The organism is Elioraea rosea, assembly GCF_007644105.1.
In the GTDB taxonomy this organism is placed as follows: Bacteria; Pseudomonadota; Alphaproteobacteria; order Acetobacterales; family Acetobacteraceae; genus Elioraea_A; species Elioraea_A rosea.
In genome coordinates this window covers 40,232-60,568 of the sequence record NZ_VFAC01000023.1, presented here as the reverse complement: position 1 = coordinate 60,568, position 20,337 = coordinate 40,232, and the positions used below count along the sequence as shown (strand labels likewise).

The following is a 20,337-nucleotide window of genomic DNA, read 5'->3' as shown; positions in this document are numbered from 1 at the left end:
GCGCGGACTACTGGCAGATCGCGGGGGCGAGCAGGAAGTTGTCCCGCTCGTCCACGCTCGTGGCGAAGTCGTGAAGCGTCGCCCGCAGGCTCCTGATCTCGGAGCGGTCATAGTCATCGAACACTGGCACGTGCGACGTGACGTCGAGCGTCGGCAGCAGGTCCTTGAGCAGGCCGAGCCGGTTGGCGACGTTGACGCCGAGCAGCGAGAGCGCCTTGTCCCAGAACACCGTCACGTCGGACAGGGCGACGACCGCAAGCCGGACCGCCCTGTCCTGCTGCTCCAGGCCCGCTCGCTGCGCCCGCAATTCGGCCGTTTCGGTCCTGTGCACGGCGAGCTCGGACTGGAGCATCCGCTGCTTTTCCTCGGCCGCGTTGATCGCATTCTGCAACGCCATGTAGCGGCGACTCAGATCGTTCAGCTCATCGTTCAGCTGCCCGATGCGGGTCGACGTCCTCGATTCCCAAACCTTGACGAAGCACCGACCGAAGTTACGCGTGTCATAGTAGAAGCCGTTGTCGTTGATGCAGAGAGCCGTGAAGTGGATCTCTTCCCGTATCTCACGCGCCCTAGCCCCCAGGGGACCCTGGCCGGCAAGATAGTTCTCCACCTGCTCGCGCTGTACCCTGATCTCGGCACCTAGCTGTTCGTCCTGCCGCTCGAGCTCCTGCTGTCTCGCATGGTTCGTTTCGATCGCAGAGATCAACGCCACGCTCCGCGCCTGGCACTGCTGCTCGGCCGCGCGGGCGGTCTCGCGGTAGCGTTGGGCCGTCGCATTGAGCGCCTTCACCGAGTCCGACATGTAGGCGAGCAGGAAGGCGGCCTCCCCCGTGTCGCCGCGCTCGAGCGCGACGGTCGCCTGCTCGAGCGCGTTGAGCGCGGCGCGCGTCTGCGCCCGCTGGTCGTCGGCGCGCGCTCCGCCGGCAGCAAGGCAGGCAGCGAGCAGCAGCGCCGCCACTGTCCTGATCATTCGCATGCGTTCCTTCCTCTGGAATTGGCGCTGCCGGCGGCGAGCTCCGCCACCGCGCGCTACTGGCAGATCGTCGGCGCGAGCAGGAAGTTGCTCTGGTCGTCGACGCTCTTGGCGAAGTCGAGAAGCGTCCTGCGGAGAGACTTGATCTCGTCACGGTCGGCCCGGTCGAACACGGGGGACTTCTTCGTCCGTTCGAGCGTCGGCAGAAGGTCGTTGAGGAGGCCGAGCTGGTTCGCGACGCGCGTGCCGAGCAGCGATTGCGCGCTGGACCAGAACTGGGTCACGTCCGAGAGCGTGGTGATCGCGCGCCGCACGGCCGCATCCTGCTGTTCGAGCGCGGCGCGCCGGCTGCGCAGGACCTCGACGGCGGCATGGTCCGCCTCGATCCTGCTGACGAGGTCGCGCTGGCGCCCCTCTCCGTCGGCGATGTTGCGCAGCGTCACCATGCGCTGACGGTTGATGTCGTTGTAGGCATTGCGGATCTGCTGGTCGCGCGTGGTGAACACCGTCTCGGCCACGGCGCCGAAGCAACGGCCGAAATTGTCGAAATAGAACTTGATGTCGGCGCTGCAGCGGTTGCGGAAATTCGCCTCGGCTGCAAGTGCGTGCATCGCAATCTCGAAGGCGAGCTGCTGCTGCCTGTCGCGCTCGGCCTGCTCGCGCTGGATCCGGAGCTCGCCTGACAGCCTTGCCTCCTCGGCCTCGAGCGCCTGCTGCCTGCCGAAGCCCTGCTCGATCTCACCGATGATCGCGATGCTCCGCGCCTGCCAGCACTGTTCTGCCGAGCGCGCGGCCTCGCGGTAGCGCTCCGCCGTCGCGCTGAGCGTCGCGACGTTGCCGGTCATCTGCTCGAGCAGCGCGGCAGCGTGCCTGCTGTCGCCCCGCTGCAGCGCCTTGGCCGATTCGGCGAGGCCCTCGAGCGCGGACCGCGTCAGCTCCTGTTGCTCGGCGGCGGCTGCCGCGGCGGCGAGACCGGCGCAAAGCAGCAGGGAGACGACAAACCGTGCCAGCGCGCGCATCGTCGCCCCCCTGCCCCGCGCGGCGCCTCAGGCCCGCAGCGCCGCGTGCTCCTCCTTCGTCGTGCCGCGCTTCTTGTCCAGCTCCGCAAGATCCTTCTCGATGTCGAGCTTGAGCTGCTTCGGGAGGTCGGGGGCGAGCTTGCGCGCCTCCTCGATGGTGGGCGCCGTCCTGATCCTGCCCTGCACCTTCTCGCGGATCTTCGCGATCGTGTCCTGATACTCCTTCGAGATCACGCCGAGCGCGACCCAGCGGGCGGTGAGCAGAAGAAGCTGCGCCTTGAACTCGTCACGCGAGTATTCGGCGATGCGCGCCTTCTTCTTGTCTCCCATGTACATCTCGATTTCCTCGCGCAGCTCGCTCTTGCCGAGGGTGGCGCAGGCGCGCGCCATCATCTCCCAGAACAGCTTGGCGTTCTCGAGGATGGTCACGATTTGCTTCAGCGCTGCGACCGCCTGCTGCAACGAGGCGACGGCCGCCTTGGCCCCATCGGCGCCCTTCGCGGCGAGCGCCATGGTCTCGGCGTAGCGTGAGATCGCGACCAGCCCCTCGCGCTCCTGATCCTGCAGCTTCATCAGCCTGTCGAGCGCCTGCTTCTTGGCCTCGGCAGCGCCCTTGGCGATCTCGGAATAGGAGCCGCCTGCCGTCTTGATGCCTTCGCCTGCCTCCTGGGCAGCCTTGCCCACGCCCGCCGCGACCGCGGCGGGATTCTTGTCGTCCTTATCCTTGTCCTTTGGCTTGGCGTTGGTTACGGGGTCGTCGCCGCTGTTCGGCTTTCCATCAGCCGTGTGGGTCTTGCCATCCTTTTCCTTCGGAGAGGCATCCGCTTTCCCTGCGCCCGGGGCCTCGCCCTTCTCCTTATTCTTGCCCTTGTCCGGTGTTGGCGGAGCGGGCGGGGGGGGGGGGCGTCACCCTTGTCCTTCTCCTTCTTCTTGTCGGGCTTGGACGGAGCAGGCGGTGCCTCATCCGCCTTGCCCCTGTCCTTCTTCTTGTCCTTGCCTTCCGATCGCGTCTCTGTCGGTATCTTCGTGGCCTGGGCCCGCTTCTTCTTCGGGTTCGCGATCTCGGCGAGCGCGTTGGCGACGTTGCTCGCCGCCAGCACCGGCGCGCCCTTGACGGCGGCGAAGGCCGCCACGCCCGAGCCGATCGCCCCGGTGATGCTGCCCACGATCTCGAGCATGAGCGCGCGGTCCTCGGCCTTCGCCTGCTCCGCCTTCGCTTCCTCGTAGAGCTGCTGCGCCTTGGCGATCTGCTCCGCGAGAACCCGCTTGTTCTCCTCCTCGACCTTCTTGTCGGCCGCCGCCTTGGCCTTGCGCTCCTCCGCCTCCACCCGCTCTTTCTCCGACATGTCGCGGGTCGTCAGCGTCTGTCGTTCGTCCTCTCGAGGTCGGTCAGGATCTGCTCGAGGCTCAGGTTCTGCAGCACGTCGGCGCGCGCCTTGAGCACGAGCTCGTCGGTCGCTGACGGTCCGGCAGTGATGTCGTATGTACGGTTGTTCACGAGCAGAACGACGTTCGCCGTTTCGTCTGCCATCGGGGCTCTCCCAGGGGTGCTGGTGGCTGAGGCAAATGGCCCGGCTAGCTTCCGAAGTCGATCCGAACGATCCGCCTCCGTCGAGACGGGCGTGCACTTCCGTGCCCTTGAACTTGAAATGACCCGTACCGTCCTTCTTCTGCTTGTCCGCCCATTTCGTGATCGTCTCGCCCAGGTCCTCGATCTCGCGATCGGTCGCGCCGAATTAGGTCTTCACGTCGCGCAGGCCGGTGCTTGCGCCGCTGTCCCACTTGGCCATCTGCCCTCCCCGCAGGCATTATGTTTCTATTCAGAAACTATCTCAGTAGGCACAGGATTGCGTGTGGGCGCGATCCTGGCGTTTGGCAATTCCTGGAAGTTCCATTCAAGCCGCGAAGCCATCCGGCCGCCAACAGCTTCAGCGGGCGCAGCGTGGCTTGACGCCGATCAATTCCAGATAAGCCTAGCGAGGAGCACAGTCGCGAGAAGCCAGAGGCACACGATGATCGCCGCCCCGGCCCTGCTCGGGCGGAGCTGGCCGCCCTCCGCCACCGCCGCACGGTGCTCGGCGATCACCTCGCGCGGGATCAGCCGCAGCACGAGCCAGAGGCCGAGCGGCAGCAGGATCAGGTCATCGAGCATCCCGAGAACGGGAATCACGTCGGGGATGAGGTCGAGGGGCGAGAGCGCGTAGGCGACGATGGCAAGCGCGAGAAGCTTCGCCGGAAGCGGCGTGCGCGGGTCGCGTGCCGCGCGCGCGAGCGCAGCGACGTCCCGTTTCAGCGAGGCCGCCCAGGCGCGAAGCCGGGCGAGCATGGCTCAGGCCTGCTTGAGCTCGATCAGCCCGCGGCGGATCCGCCGCCCGCGCTCGATCTTGTCTTCGATGTAGCCGTTGTCGCCCCAGCGCACCGCGCGCGCCATCGCCGTCATGTCCTCGGTGAAGCGCTGAGTCATCTCGAGCAGCGCCTCGCGGTTGTTGAGGAACACGTCGCGCCACATCGTCGGGTCGGAGGCGGCGATGCGCGTGAAGTCGCGGAACCCCGAGGCGGCGAAGCGCAGCACCGCCTGGCGGCTCTCGTCCTCGAGGTCATCGGCCGTGCCGCAGATGGTGAAGGCGATCAGGTGCGGCAGGTGGGAGACGATGGCGAACACCTTGTCGTGGTGCGCAGGTTCCATCACCTCGACCATCGAGCCCGCGGCGCGCCACAGCGCCTCGACTTTGGCGACCGCCGCCTCGTCGGTTCCGGGAGGCGGCGTGAGGATGGCGTAGCGGCCCTCGAACAGCGTCGCGAATCCCGCCTCGGGGCCGGAATGTTCCGTGCCTGCGATCGGATGGGCGGGAACGAAATGCACCCCGTCCGGCACGTGCGGCCCCACATCGCGGAGCACGCTTCCCTTGGTGCTGCCGACATCGGTGAGAACCGCGTCGCGCGCGAGATGCGGCGCGATCGCGGCGGCGATGTCGGCATAGGCGCCGACAGGGGCACAGAGCATCACGCAATCGGCGCCCGTGACGGTAGCCTCGGGCGTGTCCTCCACCCGGTCGACGATGCCGAGGCGGCGGACCGTGTCGCGCGTCGCGGCCGAGCGCGCGGTCGCCACCACCTCGTCGGCGATGCCGCCCTTCTCCTTCGCCGCCCGCGCGATCGACGAGCCGATCAGCCCGACGCCGATGAGCGCGAGGCGCCGGAAGGGTGCCCGGGAAGGGGCCGCCTCACCCATGCGCCCGTTCCTTGACCGGCCCGGCCATGAAGGAGCCGATCGCCTCGGCAACCGCCGCCATCTCCTCCTCCGTGCCGATCGTGATGCGCAGGCATCCTGGCAGGCCGTAGCTTCCCATCGCGCGAACGATAATGCCGCGGCCGCGCAGCACGGCATCGGCCTCGCTCGCGTCCCGGCCGGCGGCGGCGAAATCGGCGAGCACGAAGTTTCCCTCCCTGCCGTGCACGGGGATGCCCAGCGTGGCCAGCGCGTTGACGAGCCAGGGACGCCAGCGCGCATTGTGGGCGCGCGAGGCCTCGACATGCGCCGTGTCGGCGAGCGCCGCGATCGCCGCGGCCTGGGCCGGGCGGGAGGCGTTGAAGGGCGAGCGCACGCGGTTCAGCACATCGGCCACCGACGCAGGCGCGTAGGCCCAGCCGAGGCGAAGCCCGCCGAGGCCGTAGATCTTCGAGAAGGTGCGCGTCATCACGACGTTCGCGCCCGGGCCATCCACGAGCGCGACGGCCTCGGAGCCGCGCGGGTCCTCGAGATACTCGGCATAGGCGAGGTCGAGGACGAGCAGAACGCTTTCGGGCAGGCCCTGACGCAGCCGTGCCACCTCCGACCACGGCAGCATCGTGCCGGTCGGGTTGTTCGGGTTGGCGAGCATCACGAGCGTGGTGCGCGGGCTGACGCAGGCGAGGATGGCGTCGACATCCGCCGTCAGGTTCCGTTCCTCGGCGACGACCACCGTCGAGCCGGCGTAGCGGGCATAGATCGGATGCATCGCGAACGCATGCTTCGTCACGATCGTCTCGGTGCCGATGCCGCCATAGGCCTGGGTGAGGAGGCAGAGCAGGTCGTCCGACCCCGCGCCGCAGACGACGCGCGACGCATCGAGCCGGAACGCCGAGGCGATCGCGGAGCGTAGCTCGCCCGCCCCGCCGTCGGGATAGCGGTGGATCTCGCCCTTCTCCGCCTCATAGGCGGCGATAGCGCGCGGCGAGGGGCCGAGCGCGCCCTCGTTCGAGGACAGCTTGATCACCCGGTTCGCGCCGGCGAGCTTGCCCTCGCCGCCGACATAGGCCGCGATCTGCATGATCCCGGGGCGTGGCTGAGGCGGCATGGCGGCTACTCCGAAGCGGAAGGATTGGCCGAGGCGAGAAGATAGGCGCTCTCGGGCGGCGGGACGGGCCAGCCGCCGATCACCGCGGGCCGCGCAACCGCCGCCCCACTCTCGAGAAGCGCGCCGAGGCGCGGGTCGTCCACGGTGATCAGGCCTTCCACCTCCGCGAGGCAGGCTGCCTCGGTCCTGTCGGGCCTGTGCAGAACCAGGTTCAGCGGCTTCAGTCCGGCAGCGACCAGCCGGTCGCCGATCCGGGCGCGGCTCACCTCGTCGGCCGAATGGAAGGCGACGAGGCTCCTGTCGTCCCCGGAAGCCTCGGGCGGCGTGGAGGCAACGACAAGGGCGGAGGCGCGGGAGGCCCCCTCCGTGCGCACGGTGACGAAGGGCAGCCTCGCGACCACCGAGATGGCCGGCCGCTCGCCCCGCATCAGGGCGATCCACCAGGGGTCGTTCGCGCCCTCGGCGTTAGGGTCGTCCTGCGGCAGGGGAAGCACCCCGGCCTGCGCCTCGCCCTCGCCCACGGCGTAAAGAACCTGGGCGGTGGTGCGCATCCAGCGGATCGGCGTGATGGAGCCGAAATGCTCCCGGGCCAGGCTCACCGTGCCCGCCCCGGCCTCGGGGTTCCACACGGCGATGTTGAAGGGGCCCTGCATGGCGATGGTCGCTGCCAGCATCTCGCGCCAGATGCCGATCACCGCCTGCTTGGGCAGCCTGCCGGTATGGCGGGCGAGCAGGCGGCGGAGGATCTGCGCCTCCCGGGCCGGGCGGTAGGGCGAGCCGCGTTTGATCCGGGAGGCGGCGAGCTGCTCCACGATCGCTGCCCGGAGCAGAAGCGTGTCGTGCAGAAGGTCGTCGAGCCGGTCGATCTCGGCGCGCAGCGCGGCGAGCCGCGACGCCGCCTGCTCGGGCGTCTCGGCGGTATTTTCGGTCGTCTCGGTGGAACCCTCTGGCGGCATGGCGCCGAAGGCATAAAGGATGCTGGGCAGGTTGCAAGTGCGGCGGCGGCCAGGCCCCGGGCTGCCCTGCCCCCCGCCTCGCGCCAGTTGCGCGGCGCGGGGCCACAACCTACTGATGGCAGCGTGACGACCATTGCGCCGACACCGCCGGGGCTGAATGCCTCCGTCATGCACCAGCATGAGACCTTCGAGGAGGGCCTCGCCCTCGATTGCGGCACCCTCCTGCGCCCGCTCGATGTCGCCTACCGCACCTACGGGCGGCTGAACGACAGCCGCTCGAACGCCATCCTTCTCTGCCACGCGCTCACGGGTGACCAGTACGTCGCCGAAACGCACCCCGTCACCGGCAAGGCCGGCTGGTGGGAGACGCTGGTCGGCCCGGGCAAGCCGATCGACACGGACCGGTTCTTCGTCATCTGCGCCAACGTGCTCGGCGGCTGCATGGGCTCGACCGGCCCTGCCTCGGAGATGACGGACGCGAACGGCGCCAAGCAGGGCCGGCCGTGGGGGACGCTGTTCCCGCCGGTCACCATCCGCGACATGGTCCGCGCCCAGGCGATGCTGGTCGAGCGGCTCGGCATCCCGAAGCTCTTCGCCGTCATCGGTGGCTCGATGGGTGGGATGCAGGTGCTCGAATGGGCCGCGCTCTACCCCACCCGTGTCTTCGCAGCGATCCCGATCGCGACGGCCGCCTGGCACAGCGCGCAGAACATCGCCTTCCACGAGATCGGCCGCCAGGCCGTCAACGCCGACCCGGACTTCCATGGCGGCGAGTACTGGCGCCACGGCACGATCCCCGCACGCGGCCTCGCGGTCGCGCGTATGACGGCGCACATCACCTACCTTTCCGAACAGGCGCTGACGCGGAAGTTCGGCCGACGCCTGCGCACCGGCCCGATGCTCACCTTCGACAAGGACCTGTTCGAGGTCGAAAGCTACCTGCAATACCAGGGCAGCACCTTCGTGCAGCGCTTCGACGCGAACGCCTATCTCACCATCACGCGCGCGATGGACTTCTTCGACCTCGCCGCAGAGTACGGGGGCTCGCATGGCGGCACGCTCGGCGAGGCGTTCCGCAACTCGCCCGTTCGGTTCTGCGTCATCTCCTTCTCGTCCGACTGGCTGTTCCCCACGGCGATGAGCCGAGAGATCGTGCGCGCGCTGAACGCAGCGGCAGCGAATGTCAGCTTCGTCGAGATCACCTCCGACAAGGGGCACGACGCCTTCCTCCTCGACGAGCCGGACCTGTTCCGTACCGTCTCCGGCTTCCTCAAGGGTGCTGCGGAGCGGTGGAGCCATGGCTGACGGGCTCGTCTCGCCGCGCATCGGCCGGCCGCTGTCGGACAGGCTCGACCTCCGCCTGATCGCCGAGATGGTCGAGCCGCGGTCGCGCGTCCTCGACATCGGCTGCGGCGACGGTGCGCTGCTCGACATCCTGGTGCACGAGCGCGCGGTGGATGGCCGCGGCATCGAGATCGACATGGGCGAGGTTGCCGCGGCCGTCGCGCAGGGCCTGCCGGTGATCCACGCCGATGCGGACACCGACCTCGCCTTCTATCCCGACGGCGCGTTCGACTACGTGATCCTCTCCCGCACGCTGCAGGCGACGGAGCGGCCGCGCGAGGTGCTGGCGCAGATGCTGCGCATCGGCAGGCGCGCCATCGTGTCGTTCCCGAATTTCGGGCATTGGCGCGTGCGGCTAGCCCTGCTCGCCACAGGGCGGATGCCACGCACCGAGGTGCTCGACCGAGCGTGGTACGACACTCCGAACATCCATTTCTGCACGCTGACCGACTTCTTCGATCTCTGCGCGCTCGATGGCTACGTGGTCGAGCAGTGGCTCGGCGTGGACGACGAGGGCAAACGCACTCCGTGGCGGCGCAACCGGCGCCTCGCCAATCTCTTCGCCGAACAGGGCCTGTTCCTGCTCAGGCGCGGCTGAAGGGATCGAGCCTCGCGCCGGCAGCGCCGTCGAGCATCACGCCTGCGACCGCATCCGTCCTCGCCTCCAGCGTCGGCCCGGCGAAGCGGGCGAACTTGGCCACCACTGCTTCGCGCGTCATCGGCAGCGCAGCATCGCCCGGCACGGCCTCGACCGCGGCGGTCTCCCGCCGTCCGTCTTTGCTGACGATCGTCAGTCTCGCGCCGCGGCCCTCGCGCCCGCCCCCCCAGTCGCGAAGCTCCACCAGCGCCTCGAGCCGCCGCAGGGCAGGGTCGGCCAAGGCGGCATCGGTGTAGGCCTCGGGCGAGAGATCCCCCTGCGCCAGCGCGGCAGCGGCCGCCCAGGACAGGCTGAATTGCGCCTTGATTGCGCTCGCCGGGGCGCGGTTTCCGGCATAGGTCAGCGCCTCGCCGTAGGTCTCGAGAAGGATCGCCGACACACTATCCGCAGGGATGCGCCCGCGCAGCGCAATGGCCGCCGCGGCGGCGTAATGGGCATGGCGCACCCCGGCATAGGGTTTGATGTAGGCCTCCGCCAGCAGCCAGCGTCCTGGCTCAGCCGTCGCCGGCGCATCGTCACGGCCGAGAACCGCCTTCCGTCCGGCCGCGAACCCTTCCTTCGGCGCATCCATCCCGGCGGCGGACGCCGCGGCGGCGAGCGTGCCGAGCAGTACGGCATGGGCGGGGTAGGTGTTCCGACCGTCCATCCCGGCAGCGATCGGGGCGTAGAGGCTCGCGGGGATCTGGCAGGCGGCGAGCCGCACCGCCCGCGCAGCCGACGCGGCACCGCCCCCCGCGAGCCGCGCGGCAGCGGCGGCGGCGCCGAGCGCGTGCCACGAGCCATCCACATGCATTCCCGGCCGGATGCGCCAGGCGAGACCGGCGCGGGCCGCCACTTCGTAGCCGAGCGCATACGCAGCGCGCGCCTCGCCAAGCGTGACACCCTCGGCGAGTGCGGCGAGAACGAGCGGCGCCACGGCGAGGCCAGGACGGCCATGCGCGATGGCAAGCCCGTCATTGGCTTCATCCCAGCACATCGAGGCGGCAAGCACGCCGGCAGCGCCCGCGCGGGAGAGCGAAGCGGCGACCCCGGGCAGCGCGATGCGCCCCGGCATTGCATGCGCAAGTGCCTCGCCAAAGCCGTGCGGCCGCGCGTGGCGGAGCCCCGCGAGCGCGCAGCCGAGGCTGTCGAGCAGCAGAAGCCGCGCGGCCTTGTCCTCGCGGCCGCCCTCCGCCGGGCCGTCGAAGGCCCAGGCGACGGCACCATGCGGCATGGCTATTCCGCCGTCGCGCCGGAGGCCTTCACCGCCTCGCGCCAGGCCGGCACCTCGACGGCGAGCGCGCGGATCAGCGCCTCGCGGTTCTCCGGAACGCGCTCGGCCTGGCGCTGCTCGAGGAGCGCGGCCCAGGCGGGGCTGTCGAGAACCGCGCGCAGGTCCGCCTCGAGCCGCGCGAGCACCGGCGCGGGCGCGGCGGCCGGGCCGAACACCCCGTACCATGGGCTGGCGTCGTAGCCCGGAACGGTCTCGGCGATGGCGGGAATGTCCGGCAGCGACGGCGCGCGGGCGGCGGAGGTCACCGCCATCGCCTTCAAAGTGCCGGCCGAGACATGCGGCATCGAGGTCGCAACGGCATCCATCGCGAGCGCGATCTGCCCGCCGATCAGGTCTGCCAGCATCGGCGCGGAGCCGCGATAGGGAACGTGCACGAGCTCGATCCCCGCCTTCATGCGGAACAGCTCCATCGAGAGATGGGTGAAGCTGCCGACCCCGTTCGAGCCGTAGGCGAGCGGCTGCGGTGCCGCCTTGGCCATCGCGATCAGCCCTGCGAGGTCGGGCGCGGTGACGATTTTCGGGCTCGCGACCAGGAGGTTCGGCTGCCGTGCCATGAAAGCAAGCGGGGTGAAATCCGCATCGGGGTCGTAAGGCAGGCGCCGGAACAGAGCCTTGTTGATCGCGATGATGCCCTGGGTCGCGACGAGAAGCGTGTGCCCGTCCGGCTCGGCCCGCGCCACCGCCTCCGCTGCGAGGTTGCCGCCTGCGCCGGCGCGGTTCTCGACGACGACCGCCTGGCCGAGCCGCGGCTGGAGCTGGTCAGCCAGCGCGCGGGCGAGGATGTCGGTCAATCCTCCCGGCGCGAAGGGAACGACGAGCCGAACCGGCCGCGACGGCGCCCATTGCGCCTGCGCCCCGCCGGCACCGAGAAGCGCTGCGCCTGCGGCCAGGACTGTCCTGCGCCCGATGATGCGGTCGGTCATGCGCGTCGTCTCCCCCTCGCTGTCATGCTCGCGCGAGCTTCCAACTGCGGGACGGCAACGGCAACCCCTGGCGCTCACCCGCCTGCGTCGCGCCCCACCTCCTCCGCCCGCATGGCCTGGAAGGCGCGGAGCGCGCGGCGAAGCGTCGGGAAATGGCGATGCGCGATCATCGCCTCGCCGAGGCCTCTCGCGCGCAGCATCTGCTCGGTCTCGGTCATCCGCCCGGCGATGACGAGCTCGGCCCCCCGCGCATGCAGGAGCCGCGCGAGATCCTCGAGCATGTCGACGCTCGTGATGTCGACGCCCGTCAGCGGCAGGGCATCGACGACGAACCAGCGGAGCTCGGGCCCGGCGTCACGAATCGCGGCGAGCGCCTCCTGCTTAAAGTAGGGCGCATTGAAGAACACAAGCGGGGCGTTGAAGCGGAAGATGATCATGCCCGGCTCCGTCCGCGCAGCGCGGTGCCGAGAGATGGAATGGAACCCGGGAAGCCCCTCCACCTCGCCGAGAAGCTCGACGCGCGGGCGCGCCATCAGCCGCACGAAGTTCAGGAGCGCGAGCACTATCGCGACGAGGATCGCCTGGATCGCGCCGACCCAGATGACGCCGGCCGTGGCAAGCAGGCAGAGGGCGAACTCGAAGCGGGAAAAACGCGCAAGCCGCCGAAGCGTGTCGATGTCGAGAAGCGACAGCGAGGCCCGCACGAGCACCGCCGCCAGTGCCGCAACCGGAACGAAGCGGAGCGGCTCGGTCAGCAGCAGGAGCACGAGCGCGATCGCGGCCGCCGCCACGAGGCCGGTCATCTGCGTGCGCCCGCCCGCAGCGTCCGCGACGGCGGTGCGGGAATCGGCGCCGCTGACGGCGAAGGTCTGCGACAGCGCCGCCGCAAGGTTCGCCGCCCCGAGCGCTGCGATCTCGCGATCGACATCGATCTCGTAGCGGTTCTTCGCAGCGAAGCTGCGCGCGGTGAGCATCATGCTCGTGAAGCTGACGAGCGCGAGCCCGCCCGCTGCGCCGAGGAGGTCAGCCAGCGCGGCAAGCGGAACGGCTGGAAGACCGAGCACCGGCAGCCCCGCCGGTACGCCGCCGATCACGGCCACGCCCCGCGCATCGAGACCGGTGGCGGCGACGACGGCGCCGGCAACGACGAGCGCGATGAGCGGCGCCGGCAGCCGAGGCAGAAGCCGCGACGACAGGGCCAGCAGCGCGAAGGTTCCCACGCCGAGCGCAAGCGTCGGCGCATGCGTCTCCTCGATCCGCGCGCCGATCTCGAAGGCGGTCGCGACCATGGTGGTGGTGTCGATCCGGAAGCCGAACAGCTTCCCGAGCTGCCCGATCATGATGTGAAGCGAGATGCCGTTGAGGAATCCGACGAGGATCGGCTTGGACAGGAAATCGGCGATGCGGCCGAGGCGGAGGAAGCTCGCGCCGATGCAGAGAAGCCCCGCGATGGCGGTGAGCGCGACGGCAAGCGGCATGGCGGCAGCCGCATCGCCGGCCGAGAGAGGCGCGACGGCAGCGGCGACGAGCGCGCAGGTCGCGGCATCGGGTCCGACGATGAGCTGACGCGACGTGCCGAACAGGGCATAGGCGAGGAGCGGCAGGATGCTCGCGTAGAGACCGTACACGGGCTCGAACCCGGCCAGCTGCGCGTAGGCGACGCCGACAGGAAGTGCGACGGCGGCGACGGAGAGACCCGCGGCGAGGTCGTGCAGCAGGTCGCTCCACCGATAGCGAAGCAGCGCGGAGAGGCCCGGTGCGAACCGCGCGGGCCAGGGCTCGGGCGATGCGGATGCCATGGGCCGCCTGTTACCGCAGCGGAACCGTTTGCGCCAGCCGAGCAGCGGGATGACGATGGTTCCCTGCCGGCCGGGCGCTGCTGTAGCGTGCCCTTCTGCGCCGAACTGGCAGCAAGGGGAAACCACATGCGCAACGCCTTCCGGGCCGCCATCCTGGCACTGCCGGTTCTCTGCACGCCGGCGCTCGCCGGGCAGACCTTCGATGCCGTGAAGCAGCGCGGCGCGGTGATCTGCGGCGTCAACAGTGGCGTTGCGGGCTTCTCCGCGCCTGACAGCCAAGGGGTCTGGCGCGGCCTCGATGCCGATTATTGCCGCGCCGTCGCCGCGGCGATGTTCGGCGACGCGTCGAAGGGGCGCTTCGTCGGCACGAGCCACCAGACGCGTTTCACCGCGCTCCAGTCAGGCGAGGTCGATATCCTAGCCCGTAACGTGACGCTGACGCTGACACGCGACACCGCGCTCGGCTTCAATATGGTGGGGGTGAACTTCTACGATGGCCAGGGGTTCATGGTGCCGAAGCGGCTGAACGTCACCGCTGCGAAGCAGCTCGACGGCGCCTCGGTCTGCGTCACCGCAGGCTCGACGAGCGAACTGAACCTCGCCGATTTCGCGCGGCGCGAGGGCATTCGCATCAGCCCCGTGGTGATGGGGCGCTTCGAGGAGATGGTGCCCGCCTACAACAGCGGCCGCTGCGATGCGCTGACCACCGATGCCTCGCAGCTTGCCGCGCTGCGCGTCTCGGCGATTACCAATGGCGCCGAGCATATCATCCTGCCCGAGCGGATCTCGAAGGAGCCGCTCGGGCCCTATGTGCGGCACGGTAACGACCAGTGGCTCGACATCGCCCGCTTCGCGCTGATGGCGATGATCGAGGCGGAGGAGCTCGGCATCACGCAGGCCAACGTCGACGAGATGCTGAAGAGCCAGGACCCGACCATCCAGCGATTCCTCGGCGTCTCGCCCGGCTTCGGCAAGGCGCTCGGCGTCGAGGAGAACTGGGCCTACGCCATCGTCAAGCTGGTGGGCAACTACGGCGAGGTGTTCGAGCGCACGCTCGGCAAGGGCGGGCCGATCGGGCTGGAGCGCGGCCTCAACGACCTCTGGACGCGCGGCGGCTTGATGTATGCGATCCCGGCCCGGTGACGTGGCCAGGCCGGCAGGCCGCCGAGCCGAGCCGTTGGCGCTGCGCGACATGCCATGGCAGAGCGGAGGCGCATACCATTGCGAAATGACAGCTACAACGTGTCGCGTTTCTGCAAGACGCAACCATGGATAGCTTGAAGGTTAAGAAACTATTGAAGCACGGTGGCGGCAAGACAGGAGAACACCCATGCCGCGCATTCGTGAGTATCGACGCATCGACTTCGGAACCGACATGATCGCAGAGGCGCTGCGTACCTGCATCGCCGACATCATCCGCCTCGAGATGCCAGACGCCGAGCTCGACCATGTGCGCATGGCCGAAGCGGAGACGGGGGAGGACGAGATGGCGGAGGATGCCGTGATCGTGGCGCGCTGGCGGCGCGCCGGCGGGCTGTATCGGGACTGCGCGATGGACGCCGAGGAGGTCACCGCCGTGCTGATCGGCTGGTGCAGGCTTGCCGGCATCCCCCTGCCGAAGGGCGGGGAGAAGGCGCTCGAGCCGGCGGCCGACGGCGTGACGCTGATCATCCGCCAGCGCGGCCTCGCCCCGGCGTCCGCGCTGCACTAGAAGAGGGGCGTGGACGCGACACTGCACCCGCCGCCAAGGCCCGACCTTCGCTCCCGGCCGAGGATCTACCTCGCGGGGCCGGAAGTGTTCCTGCCCGATGCGCTCGAGGTGCTCGCGGCGAAGAAGGCGATCTGCCTTCCTCTCGGCCTCGAGCCCGTCGCGCCGCTGATCGACACGCCGCCGCCGCCGGCCGCCACGGCGCGCGCCCGCGCCTTCGCGATTGCCGCCGGCAACGAGGCGCTGATCCGGAGCTGTGTGGCCGTCATCGCCAATCTCTCGCCGTTCCGCGGCGTCTCTGCCGATGTCGGCACGGTGTACGAGGTGGGGCTGGCGCGGGGGCTCGGCCTCGCCCTCTTCGCCTACACGACCGACCCGCGCGACTATGTCGAGCGGGTGCTGAACGACCCCGACGGGCTCGACATCGAGGATTTCGGCCTCTCCGACAACCTCATGATCGAGGGCGGGATCGCGGCGGCGGGCGGCACCTTCGTTCGCGTCTCGGCGCCGGAGGCCGACCCCTGGCGCGATCTCGGCGCTTTCACCGCCTGCGCCCGCGCCGCCGCCGCCGCACTTGCCGCGCCGCGGCAGTAGGCTGCCGCCGCCAGCTCCCGGAACGATGCGGCACTGAGGCGGCGCGCCGTCAGGCGAAGACGATGTCCGTGCCGATGCCGAGGCCGGTGACACCCTTGACGATGATGCCGCCCGCGTAGCTGCCGAAGCTCACGACCGTGTCGCCGCCGATCTCCTGCACCGTGTAGCTGTCGCCGCCGAGCTGCACCAGGAGCTGGTCCCCCCCCCGCAGCGAAGTCGTGGATCGTGTCCACGCCGTCTCCGTTGGCGACGCTGTAGAGGAAGTTGTCGGCCCCCGCGCCGGCGAAGGCGCGGTCGCCGCCGAGCGCTGCGACACCGGTTCCGGCGAGCACGAGGTCGATGCCGTCCACCAGGTAGTCGGACGGATCGCCCACCGCCATGGACGCAGCGGTGTTGTGGCCGAGGAAGCGGATCTCGTCGAAGGCGATTCCCTTGGCGATGACGATGCTGCCCTCGCCTCCATTCGTCGCGCTGAACGTTCCCGTCGGCACCAGGAGCTCAATCGGGCCGTAGAGCGCGTCGTCGACGAGCGCGCCGTCGTTCCAGAGCTGGATGCGCGCGACCTCGCCGCCATTCTCGCCGCAGTAGAAGTAGTTGAGCGCGACCTTGGCCGCGATCGTCTCGGCACCGCCCCAGGACACGACAAGCACGTCGGTGAACGCGTTGCCGTCCGCCCCGCCCCAGGCATTGAGCTCGCCCATGCCGTTCGCCGCGGCGTTGTCGGGGTTGGCGAGGCTGGCGCCGCCGCCGAAGAACTCAGTCCTGGTTGGTTGGCTGATACCGATGCCGCCCGCGTCGGGGAACAGCGCCGGCGTGTTCTGCACCACACCGAGATCGGCCGGGCCGGACCACATGCCGCTCGCCTGGGCGAAGCCGGCGTTGAAGTCGGTGCCGGCGATGGCCGCGACGTCGGCCTCGCCGGCGAGGACGCTCGCTGCCGCGGCGGTGGCGATGGCGCCGCCGGCGGTCTTGAAGTAGGCGCCCAGGCTAAGGTCGATCCCGGCCGCGGCGGCATCGGCGAACCAGTCGGCGAGCTGCGCCTTGGCACCCTGCTCACCGCCCGACACGCCGAGCGTCACCGTGCCTCCGGAACCGAGGAACAGCGTTCCGAAATCGCTGGCCAGGGTGACGGCTGTCTGCGCCTCCGCGCCGTTTCCGTCGAACACGTCATCGCCGCCGCCGAGATTGGCGACGACGAGCTGGAGCTTGCCCGAGGTGTCGAACACCTGGCCGGGAAGCGTCCTCGCCGGGCCCGCCATGTCGCCCCGCGCGATGAGCAGGCTGTCGCCGAACTGCGAGCCGACGACGACGAAGCTCGCCTGCCATTCGGACACGTTCGGCGAGACCAGGTTGGTGGCGAGCGAGATGGCCGCAGCGATCCCCTTGTCGCTCGCCGAGGCGATCAACTCGCCGCGCTTGACGTTCTCGATGTCGACGACGTGACGTCCGGCATGGCCGTCGCCGTCGCAGGACGGCGCGATGGCGACGTCGCCGAGCTTGATTCGCACATCGACGACGTTGCGGATGCTGATGCCCGACAGGCCGGGAACATCCTCACTGTCGACCAGGAGCTCGACGTTCTTGATGCCGTTCCAGTCGGCGTTGGCGAGCGAGACGCCGAGCACCCCGTCGGCGAAGCCGCCAGCCACGAGAGGGTTCTGGTTTCCCGCCGCGCCGCTGAACACCCGACCGCCGGCGAGGTTGGCGGCGAGGCCGGAGCCGGCAAAGGTGCCGCCCGCGATGAAGTCGAGGCTGTGGCGGGCGGACACGCCGTTGACCTGCTCGACATTGGCGTTCGCGTCGAAATTGCTCGCCGCCACGGCGGTCGGCACGCCCTGGACGATGCCAGGCACGCTGTCGGGGGAGCTGGTCCCGTCCGCCACCCCGCCGTCCCACGTGTTGCGCTGCCCGGTTCCGCCCGAGCTCTGGCTGAAGACCGCGTAGCTCCTATTGGCCATGACCTCATTCCCCACTGCGCGCGGAACCGCCACCTGCGCCAGCTTCTGGCGCAGGCCCCCGGCAGGTACCTGACGCAACAGTAAACATCGCCCGTGTTAGAGGATAGAGCACGCGCACGCAGTACGTGTGTGTTCGGTGGGTTATCGCGTCTGGCGCGCGTACCACACAGCCTTCCGCGGGGGCGCCAACGGTGCTTCAATGCCCCAGAGACGGCATGGTGCCAACCGGGAATTCGGGCGCGACAGCGCGGCCGTCGCTTCCGGTTGCGCCATCGGCCGGCCGGCCCGGCTCCACGCCGGGCACGGCCAGGCCGCACGCCTCGGCGCCGACTTGGCATCGCCTGGGCGGAACGGGGCAGGGGCCGGACACAACAGGGGAGTAGACAGAACGATGGAAACGCCGATCCGCCCATGGCTTGCCTCGACCGCCGCAGCGGTCGTGGTCAGCCTCGGCCTCGCCGCCGGCCCCGCAGGCGCGCAGCAGCAGGCCAACACGCTCGATCTCATCAAGCAGCGCGGCAACCTCAATTGCGGCGTGAACACCGGCCTCGCCGGCTTCGCCGCACCCGACAGCCAGGGCGTGTGGCGCGGCCTCGATGTCGATCTCTGCCGCGCGGTTGCCGCCGCCCTGTTCGGCGACGCGACCAAGGTGCGCTACGTGCCGACGACGGCGCAGCAGCGCTTCACCGCCCTCCAGTCGGGCGAGGTGGACATCCTCAGCCGCAACACGACCTGGACGCTCTCGCGCGACACCTCGCTCGGCCTCGATTTCTCGGGCATCAACTTCTATGACGGCCAGGGCTTCATGGTGAAGCGTGAGCTCGGCCTCAAGAGCGCGAAGGAGCTCGACGGCGCGACGGTGTGCGTGCAGCCCGGCACGACGACCGAGCTGAACCTGACCGACTGGTTCCGTGCCAACAACATCCGTTTCACCCCGGTGGTGATCGAGCGTCTCGAGGAGGTGAACGCTGCGTTCTTCTCCGGCCGCTGCGATGCGCTGACGACCGACGTCTCCGGCCTCGCCTCGGTGCGCTCCACGCAGGGCGCGAACGCCGAGCAGTTCGTGATCCTCCCCGAGGTGATCTCGAAGGAGCCGCTCGGCCCCGCCGTCCGCCAGGGCGACCCCCGCTGGGCCGACCTCGTGCGCTGGGCCCATTTTGCCATGGTCGAGGCAGAGGAGCTCGGCCTCACCTCGGCGAACATCGACCAGCACATGCAGAGCGCCAACCCCTCGATCCAGCGCTTCGTCGGCGCAGCGGGCGAGCTGGGCCAGATGCTCACGGTCGACGCCAAGTGGGCCTACAACATCATCAAGCAGGTGGGGAACTACGGCGAGAGCTTCGCCCGGAACGTCACCCCGCTCGGCATCCAGCGCGGCCCGAACGAGCTCTGGACCAAGGGCGGGCTGATGTACGCCCCGCCGATGCGCTGAGCATCGCCTGCTGCGCGGGCGGGTTGCCGCGCGCATGAGCAGAAGGGCCGTCCTGGATGCCGGGGCGGCCCTTTTTGTTGCTGATGGCTCGCATCAATCCTGTTGAACCGCTCCGATCTCTGGCTCACATTGCCGTGGCAAGCCGCCGGAGTGCGGCCGGGAATGCGGCGCATACGGCGGCGCGGGCGCGCATCGGGGCCACTGTCAATCGGGGCATCCGCTGCGGGCTCAGGGGAGTCTGGGTTCTGGGACGGAGGTTTTCGATGAGGAATGCCATGCGCGCCGGCGTGTTCGCCGCCGCGTTCACCCTCGGCACGGCGGGCTTGGCCGTCGCGCAGCAGCAATCGACATTCGATGCGGTCAAGGCGCGCGGCACCGTCAATTGCGGCGTCTCCACCGGCGTGGCCGGGTTCTCCAACCCCGACAGCCAGGGCGTCTGGCGCGGGCTTGACGTCGATGGCTGCCGCGCGGTCGCGGCCGCGCTGTTCGGCGACGCCTCGAAGGTCCGCTTCGTCGGCACCACGACGCAGAACCGGTTCCCGGCCCTGCAGTCGGGCGAGGTCGACGTCCTGGTCCGCACCACGACATGGACGCTCGCGCGCGAGGCGAGCCTCGGCTTCCTGTTCACCGGCGTGAACTTCTATGACGGCCAGGCCTTCATGGTGAAGCGCTCGCTCGGGGTGAACAGCGCGAAGGAGCTCGACGGCGCGACCGTGTGCGTGCAGCCCGGCACGACGACCGAGTTGAACCTCTCCGACTATTTCCGCACCAACCGGATGTCCTTCCGCCCGGTGGTGATCGAGAGCGTCGAGGAGATCCGCAACGCCTTCATCAGCGGGCGCTGCGACGTCTACACCAACGACAGCTCCTCGCTCGCCTCGTTCCGCTCGACGCAGGGCGCGAACGCGGAGCAGTACGTGCTGCTGCCCGAGATCATCTCCAAGGAGCCGCTTGGCCCGGTGGTCCGCAAGGGCGATGCGAAGTGGTTCGACCTCGTCCGCTGGGTCGGCTTCGCGCAGCTCGCCGCGGAGGAGCTCGGCGTCACCTCGGCCAATGTCGATGAGATGCTGAAGAGCCAGAACCCCGAGATCCAGCGCCTTCTCGGCGTCACCGGCGGGCTTGGCGAGATGCTCGGCCTCGACAACCGCTGGGCCTACAATGTCATCAAGCAGGTCGGCAATTTCGAGGAGATGTGGGAGCGTTCCATCACCCCGATGGGCGTGCCCCGCGGCATCAACAACCTCTGGACCAAGGGCGGGCTGATGTACGCCCCGCCGGTGCGCTGAGCTGACGGCAGGCTCGCGGAGAGCGGGCCGATGAGGGGACGGGGCCGCCCACCGCGGCGGCCCCCTGCCCACCCGGC

General features: G+C 69.6%; 19 protein-coding genes. 7 read left to right on the top strand and 12 right to left on the bottom strand.

The window, feature by feature from the left end; all coding sequences use genetic code 11:
- Positions 1-7: 7 nt before the first annotated feature.
- The 9 genes from FIF60_RS14330 to FIF60_RS14295 form a co-directional block, all read right to left on the bottom strand.
- Positions 8-958, bottom strand: coding sequence for a hypothetical protein (locus FIF60_RS14330; protein ID WP_144186776.1), 951 nt, complete (start codon positions 956-958; stop codon positions 8-10).
- A gap of 71 nt (positions 959-1,029) precedes the next feature.
- Positions 1,030-1,992 (bottom strand): hypothetical protein, encoded by a 963-nt coding sequence (locus FIF60_RS14325; RefSeq protein WP_144186775.1) that lies wholly within the window; start codon positions 1,990-1,992, stop codon positions 1,030-1,032.
- 27 nt (positions 1,993-2,019) lie between these two features.
- Positions 2,020-2,676: a hypothetical protein gene (locus FIF60_RS14320; protein WP_144186774.1), complete on the bottom strand. Its 657-nt coding sequence runs from the start codon at positions 2,674-2,676 to the stop codon at positions 2,020-2,022.
- 62 nt (positions 2,677-2,738) lie between these two features.
- On the bottom strand, positions 2,739-3,338 hold the full coding sequence (locus FIF60_RS14315) for a hypothetical protein (RefSeq protein WP_144186773.1): 600 nt from the start codon (positions 3,336-3,338) through the stop codon (positions 2,739-2,741).
- Positions 3,339-3,349: 11 nt separating this feature from the next.
- The gene (locus tag FIF60_RS21630) at positions 3,350-3,523 is read right to left on the bottom strand and encodes a hypothetical protein (RefSeq protein WP_158639222.1); all 174 of its coding nucleotides are present in this window, start codon (positions 3,521-3,523) and stop codon (positions 3,350-3,352) included.
- A 426-nt stretch (positions 3,524-3,949) separates the two neighbouring features.
- Positions 3,950-4,318 (bottom strand): YkvA family protein, encoded by a 369-nt coding sequence (locus FIF60_RS14310; protein WP_144186772.1) that lies wholly within the window; start codon positions 4,316-4,318, stop codon positions 3,950-3,952.
- A 3-nt stretch (positions 4,319-4,321) separates the two neighbouring features.
- Positions 4,322-5,224, bottom strand: a complete 903-nt coding sequence (locus FIF60_RS14305; RefSeq protein ID WP_144186771.1) for a prephenate/arogenate dehydrogenase family protein — start codon at positions 5,222-5,224, stop codon at positions 4,322-4,324.
- Positions 5,217-6,329 carry a histidinol-phosphate transaminase gene (gene hisC / locus FIF60_RS14300; RefSeq protein WP_144186770.1) on the bottom strand — a complete coding sequence of 371 codons (1,113 nt, stop codon included), beginning with the start codon at positions 6,327-6,329 and terminating at the stop codon, positions 5,217-5,219. The genes FIF60_RS14305 and hisC overlap by 8 nt, the downstream gene beginning before the upstream one ends.
- Before the next feature lie 5 nt (positions 6,330-6,334).
- Complete coding sequence (locus tag FIF60_RS14295; RefSeq protein WP_158639221.1) at positions 6,335-7,285, bottom strand: chorismate mutase; 951 nt, start codon at positions 7,283-7,285, stop codon at positions 6,335-6,337.
- A gap of 168 nt (positions 7,286-7,453) precedes the next feature.
- Here FIF60_RS14295 and metX point away from each other — a divergent pair, with 168 nt between their 5' ends.
- Positions 7,454-8,590: a homoserine O-acetyltransferase MetX gene (gene metX, locus FIF60_RS14290; protein WP_144186768.1), complete on the top strand. Its 1,137-nt coding sequence runs from the start codon at positions 7,454-7,456 to the stop codon at positions 8,588-8,590.
- Complete coding sequence (gene metW / locus FIF60_RS14285; protein WP_144186767.1) at positions 8,583-9,227, top strand: methionine biosynthesis protein MetW; 645 nt, start codon at positions 8,583-8,585, stop codon at positions 9,225-9,227. Before metX ends, metW begins: the two co-directional genes overlap by 8 nt.
- On the opposite strand, the gene FIF60_RS14280 is transcribed toward metW, so the two are convergent.
- The 3 genes from FIF60_RS14280 to FIF60_RS14270 form a co-directional block, all read right to left on the bottom strand.
- Positions 9,214-10,500: an MmgE/PrpD family protein gene (locus FIF60_RS14280; RefSeq protein ID WP_144186766.1), complete on the bottom strand. Its 1,287-nt coding sequence runs from the start codon at positions 10,498-10,500 to the stop codon at positions 9,214-9,216. The two genes, metW and FIF60_RS14280, sit on opposite strands and share 14 nt — an antisense overlap.
- Positions 10,501-10,502: 2 nt before the next feature.
- Positions 10,503-11,483: a Bug family tripartite tricarboxylate transporter substrate binding protein gene (locus tag FIF60_RS14275; protein WP_144186765.1), complete on the bottom strand. Its 981-nt coding sequence runs from the start codon at positions 11,481-11,483 to the stop codon at positions 10,503-10,505.
- Between the two features lie 74 nt (positions 11,484-11,557).
- Positions 11,558-13,282, bottom strand: a complete 1,725-nt coding sequence (locus FIF60_RS14270; protein ID WP_144186764.1) for a SulP family inorganic anion transporter — start codon at positions 13,280-13,282, stop codon at positions 11,558-11,560.
- A 126-nt stretch (positions 13,283-13,408) separates the two neighbouring features.
- Here FIF60_RS14270 and FIF60_RS14265 point away from each other — a divergent pair, with 126 nt between their 5' ends.
- The 5 genes from FIF60_RS14265 (at position 13,409) to FIF60_RS14245 (ending at position 20,260) form a co-directional block, all read left to right on the top strand.
- Positions 13,409-14,425, top strand: coding sequence for an amino acid ABC transporter substrate-binding protein (locus FIF60_RS14265; RefSeq protein ID WP_144186763.1), 1,017 nt, complete (start codon positions 13,409-13,411; stop codon positions 14,423-14,425).
- A 187-nt stretch (positions 14,426-14,612) separates the two neighbouring features.
- Complete coding sequence (locus FIF60_RS14260) at positions 14,613-14,993, top strand: hypothetical protein (protein ID WP_144186762.1); 381 nt, start codon at positions 14,613-14,615, stop codon at positions 14,991-14,993.
- A 9-nt stretch (positions 14,994-15,002) separates the two neighbouring features.
- On the top strand, positions 15,003-15,584 hold the full coding sequence (locus FIF60_RS14255) for a nucleoside 2-deoxyribosyltransferase (RefSeq protein ID WP_239451638.1): 582 nt from the start codon (positions 15,003-15,005) through the stop codon (positions 15,582-15,584).
- Between the two features lie 2,349 nt (positions 15,585-17,933).
- Entirely contained in the window at positions 17,934-18,974 is a 1,041-nt protein-coding gene (locus FIF60_RS14250) for an amino acid ABC transporter substrate-binding protein (protein WP_144186761.1), read from the top strand.
- A gap of 263 nt (positions 18,975-19,237) precedes the next feature.
- Positions 19,238-20,260, top strand: a complete 1,023-nt coding sequence (locus FIF60_RS14245) for an amino acid ABC transporter substrate-binding protein (protein WP_144186760.1) — start codon at positions 19,238-19,240, stop codon at positions 20,258-20,260.
- Positions 20,261-20,337 lie beyond the last annotated feature (77 nt).

Bases quoted from the DNA above. Each gene is read 5' to 3' on its own strand.
- FIF60_RS14325 (WP_144186775.1), bottom strand. From the start codon at position 1,992: ATGCGCGCGCTGGCACGGTTTGTCGTCTCCCTGCTGCTTTGCGCCGGT.
- FIF60_RS14315 (WP_144186773.1), bottom strand. From the start codon at position 3,338: ATGTCGGAGAAAGAGCGGGTGGAGGCGGAGGAGCGCAAGGCCAAGGCG.
- FIF60_RS21630 (WP_158639222.1), bottom strand. From the start codon at position 3,523: ATGGCAGACGAAACGGCGAACGTCGTTCTGCTCGTGAACAACCGTACA.
- FIF60_RS14310 (WP_144186772.1), bottom strand. From the start codon at position 4,318: ATGCTCGCCCGGCTTCGCGCCTGGGCGGCCTCGCTGAAACGGGACGTC.
- FIF60_RS14305 (WP_144186771.1), bottom strand. From the start codon at position 5,224: ATGGGTGAGGCGGCCCCTTCCCGGGCACCCTTCCGGCGCCTCGCGCTC.
- hisC (WP_144186770.1), bottom strand. From the start codon at position 6,329: ATGCCGCCTCAGCCACGCCCCGGGATCATGCAGATCGCGGCCTATGTC.
- FIF60_RS14295 (WP_158639221.1), bottom strand. From the start codon at position 7,285: ATGCCGCCAGAGGGTTCCACCGAGACGACCGAAAATACCGCCGAGACG.
- metX (WP_144186768.1), top strand. From the start codon at position 7,454: ATGCACCAGCATGAGACCTTCGAGGAGGGCCTCGCCCTCGATTGCGGC.
- metW (WP_144186767.1), top strand. From the start codon at position 8,583: ATGGCTGACGGGCTCGTCTCGCCGCGCATCGGCCGGCCGCTGTCGGAC.
- FIF60_RS14280 (WP_144186766.1), bottom strand. From the start codon at position 10,500: ATGCCGCATGGTGCCGTCGCCTGGGCCTTCGACGGCCCGGCGGAGGGC.
- FIF60_RS14275 (WP_144186765.1), bottom strand. From the start codon at position 11,483: ATGACCGACCGCATCATCGGGCGCAGGACAGTCCTGGCCGCAGGCGCA.
- FIF60_RS14270 (WP_144186764.1), bottom strand. From the start codon at position 13,282: ATGGCATCCGCATCGCCCGAGCCCTGGCCCGCGCGGTTCGCACCGGGC.
- FIF60_RS14265 (WP_144186763.1), top strand. From the start codon at position 13,409: ATGCGCAACGCCTTCCGGGCCGCCATCCTGGCACTGCCGGTTCTCTGC.
- FIF60_RS14260 (WP_144186762.1), top strand. From the start codon at position 14,613: ATGCCGCGCATTCGTGAGTATCGACGCATCGACTTCGGAACCGACATG.
- FIF60_RS14250 (WP_144186761.1), top strand. From the start codon at position 17,934: ATGGAAACGCCGATCCGCCCATGGCTTGCCTCGACCGCCGCAGCGGTC.
- FIF60_RS14245 (WP_144186760.1), top strand. From the start codon at position 19,238: ATGAGGAATGCCATGCGCGCCGGCGTGTTCGCCGCCGCGTTCACCCTC.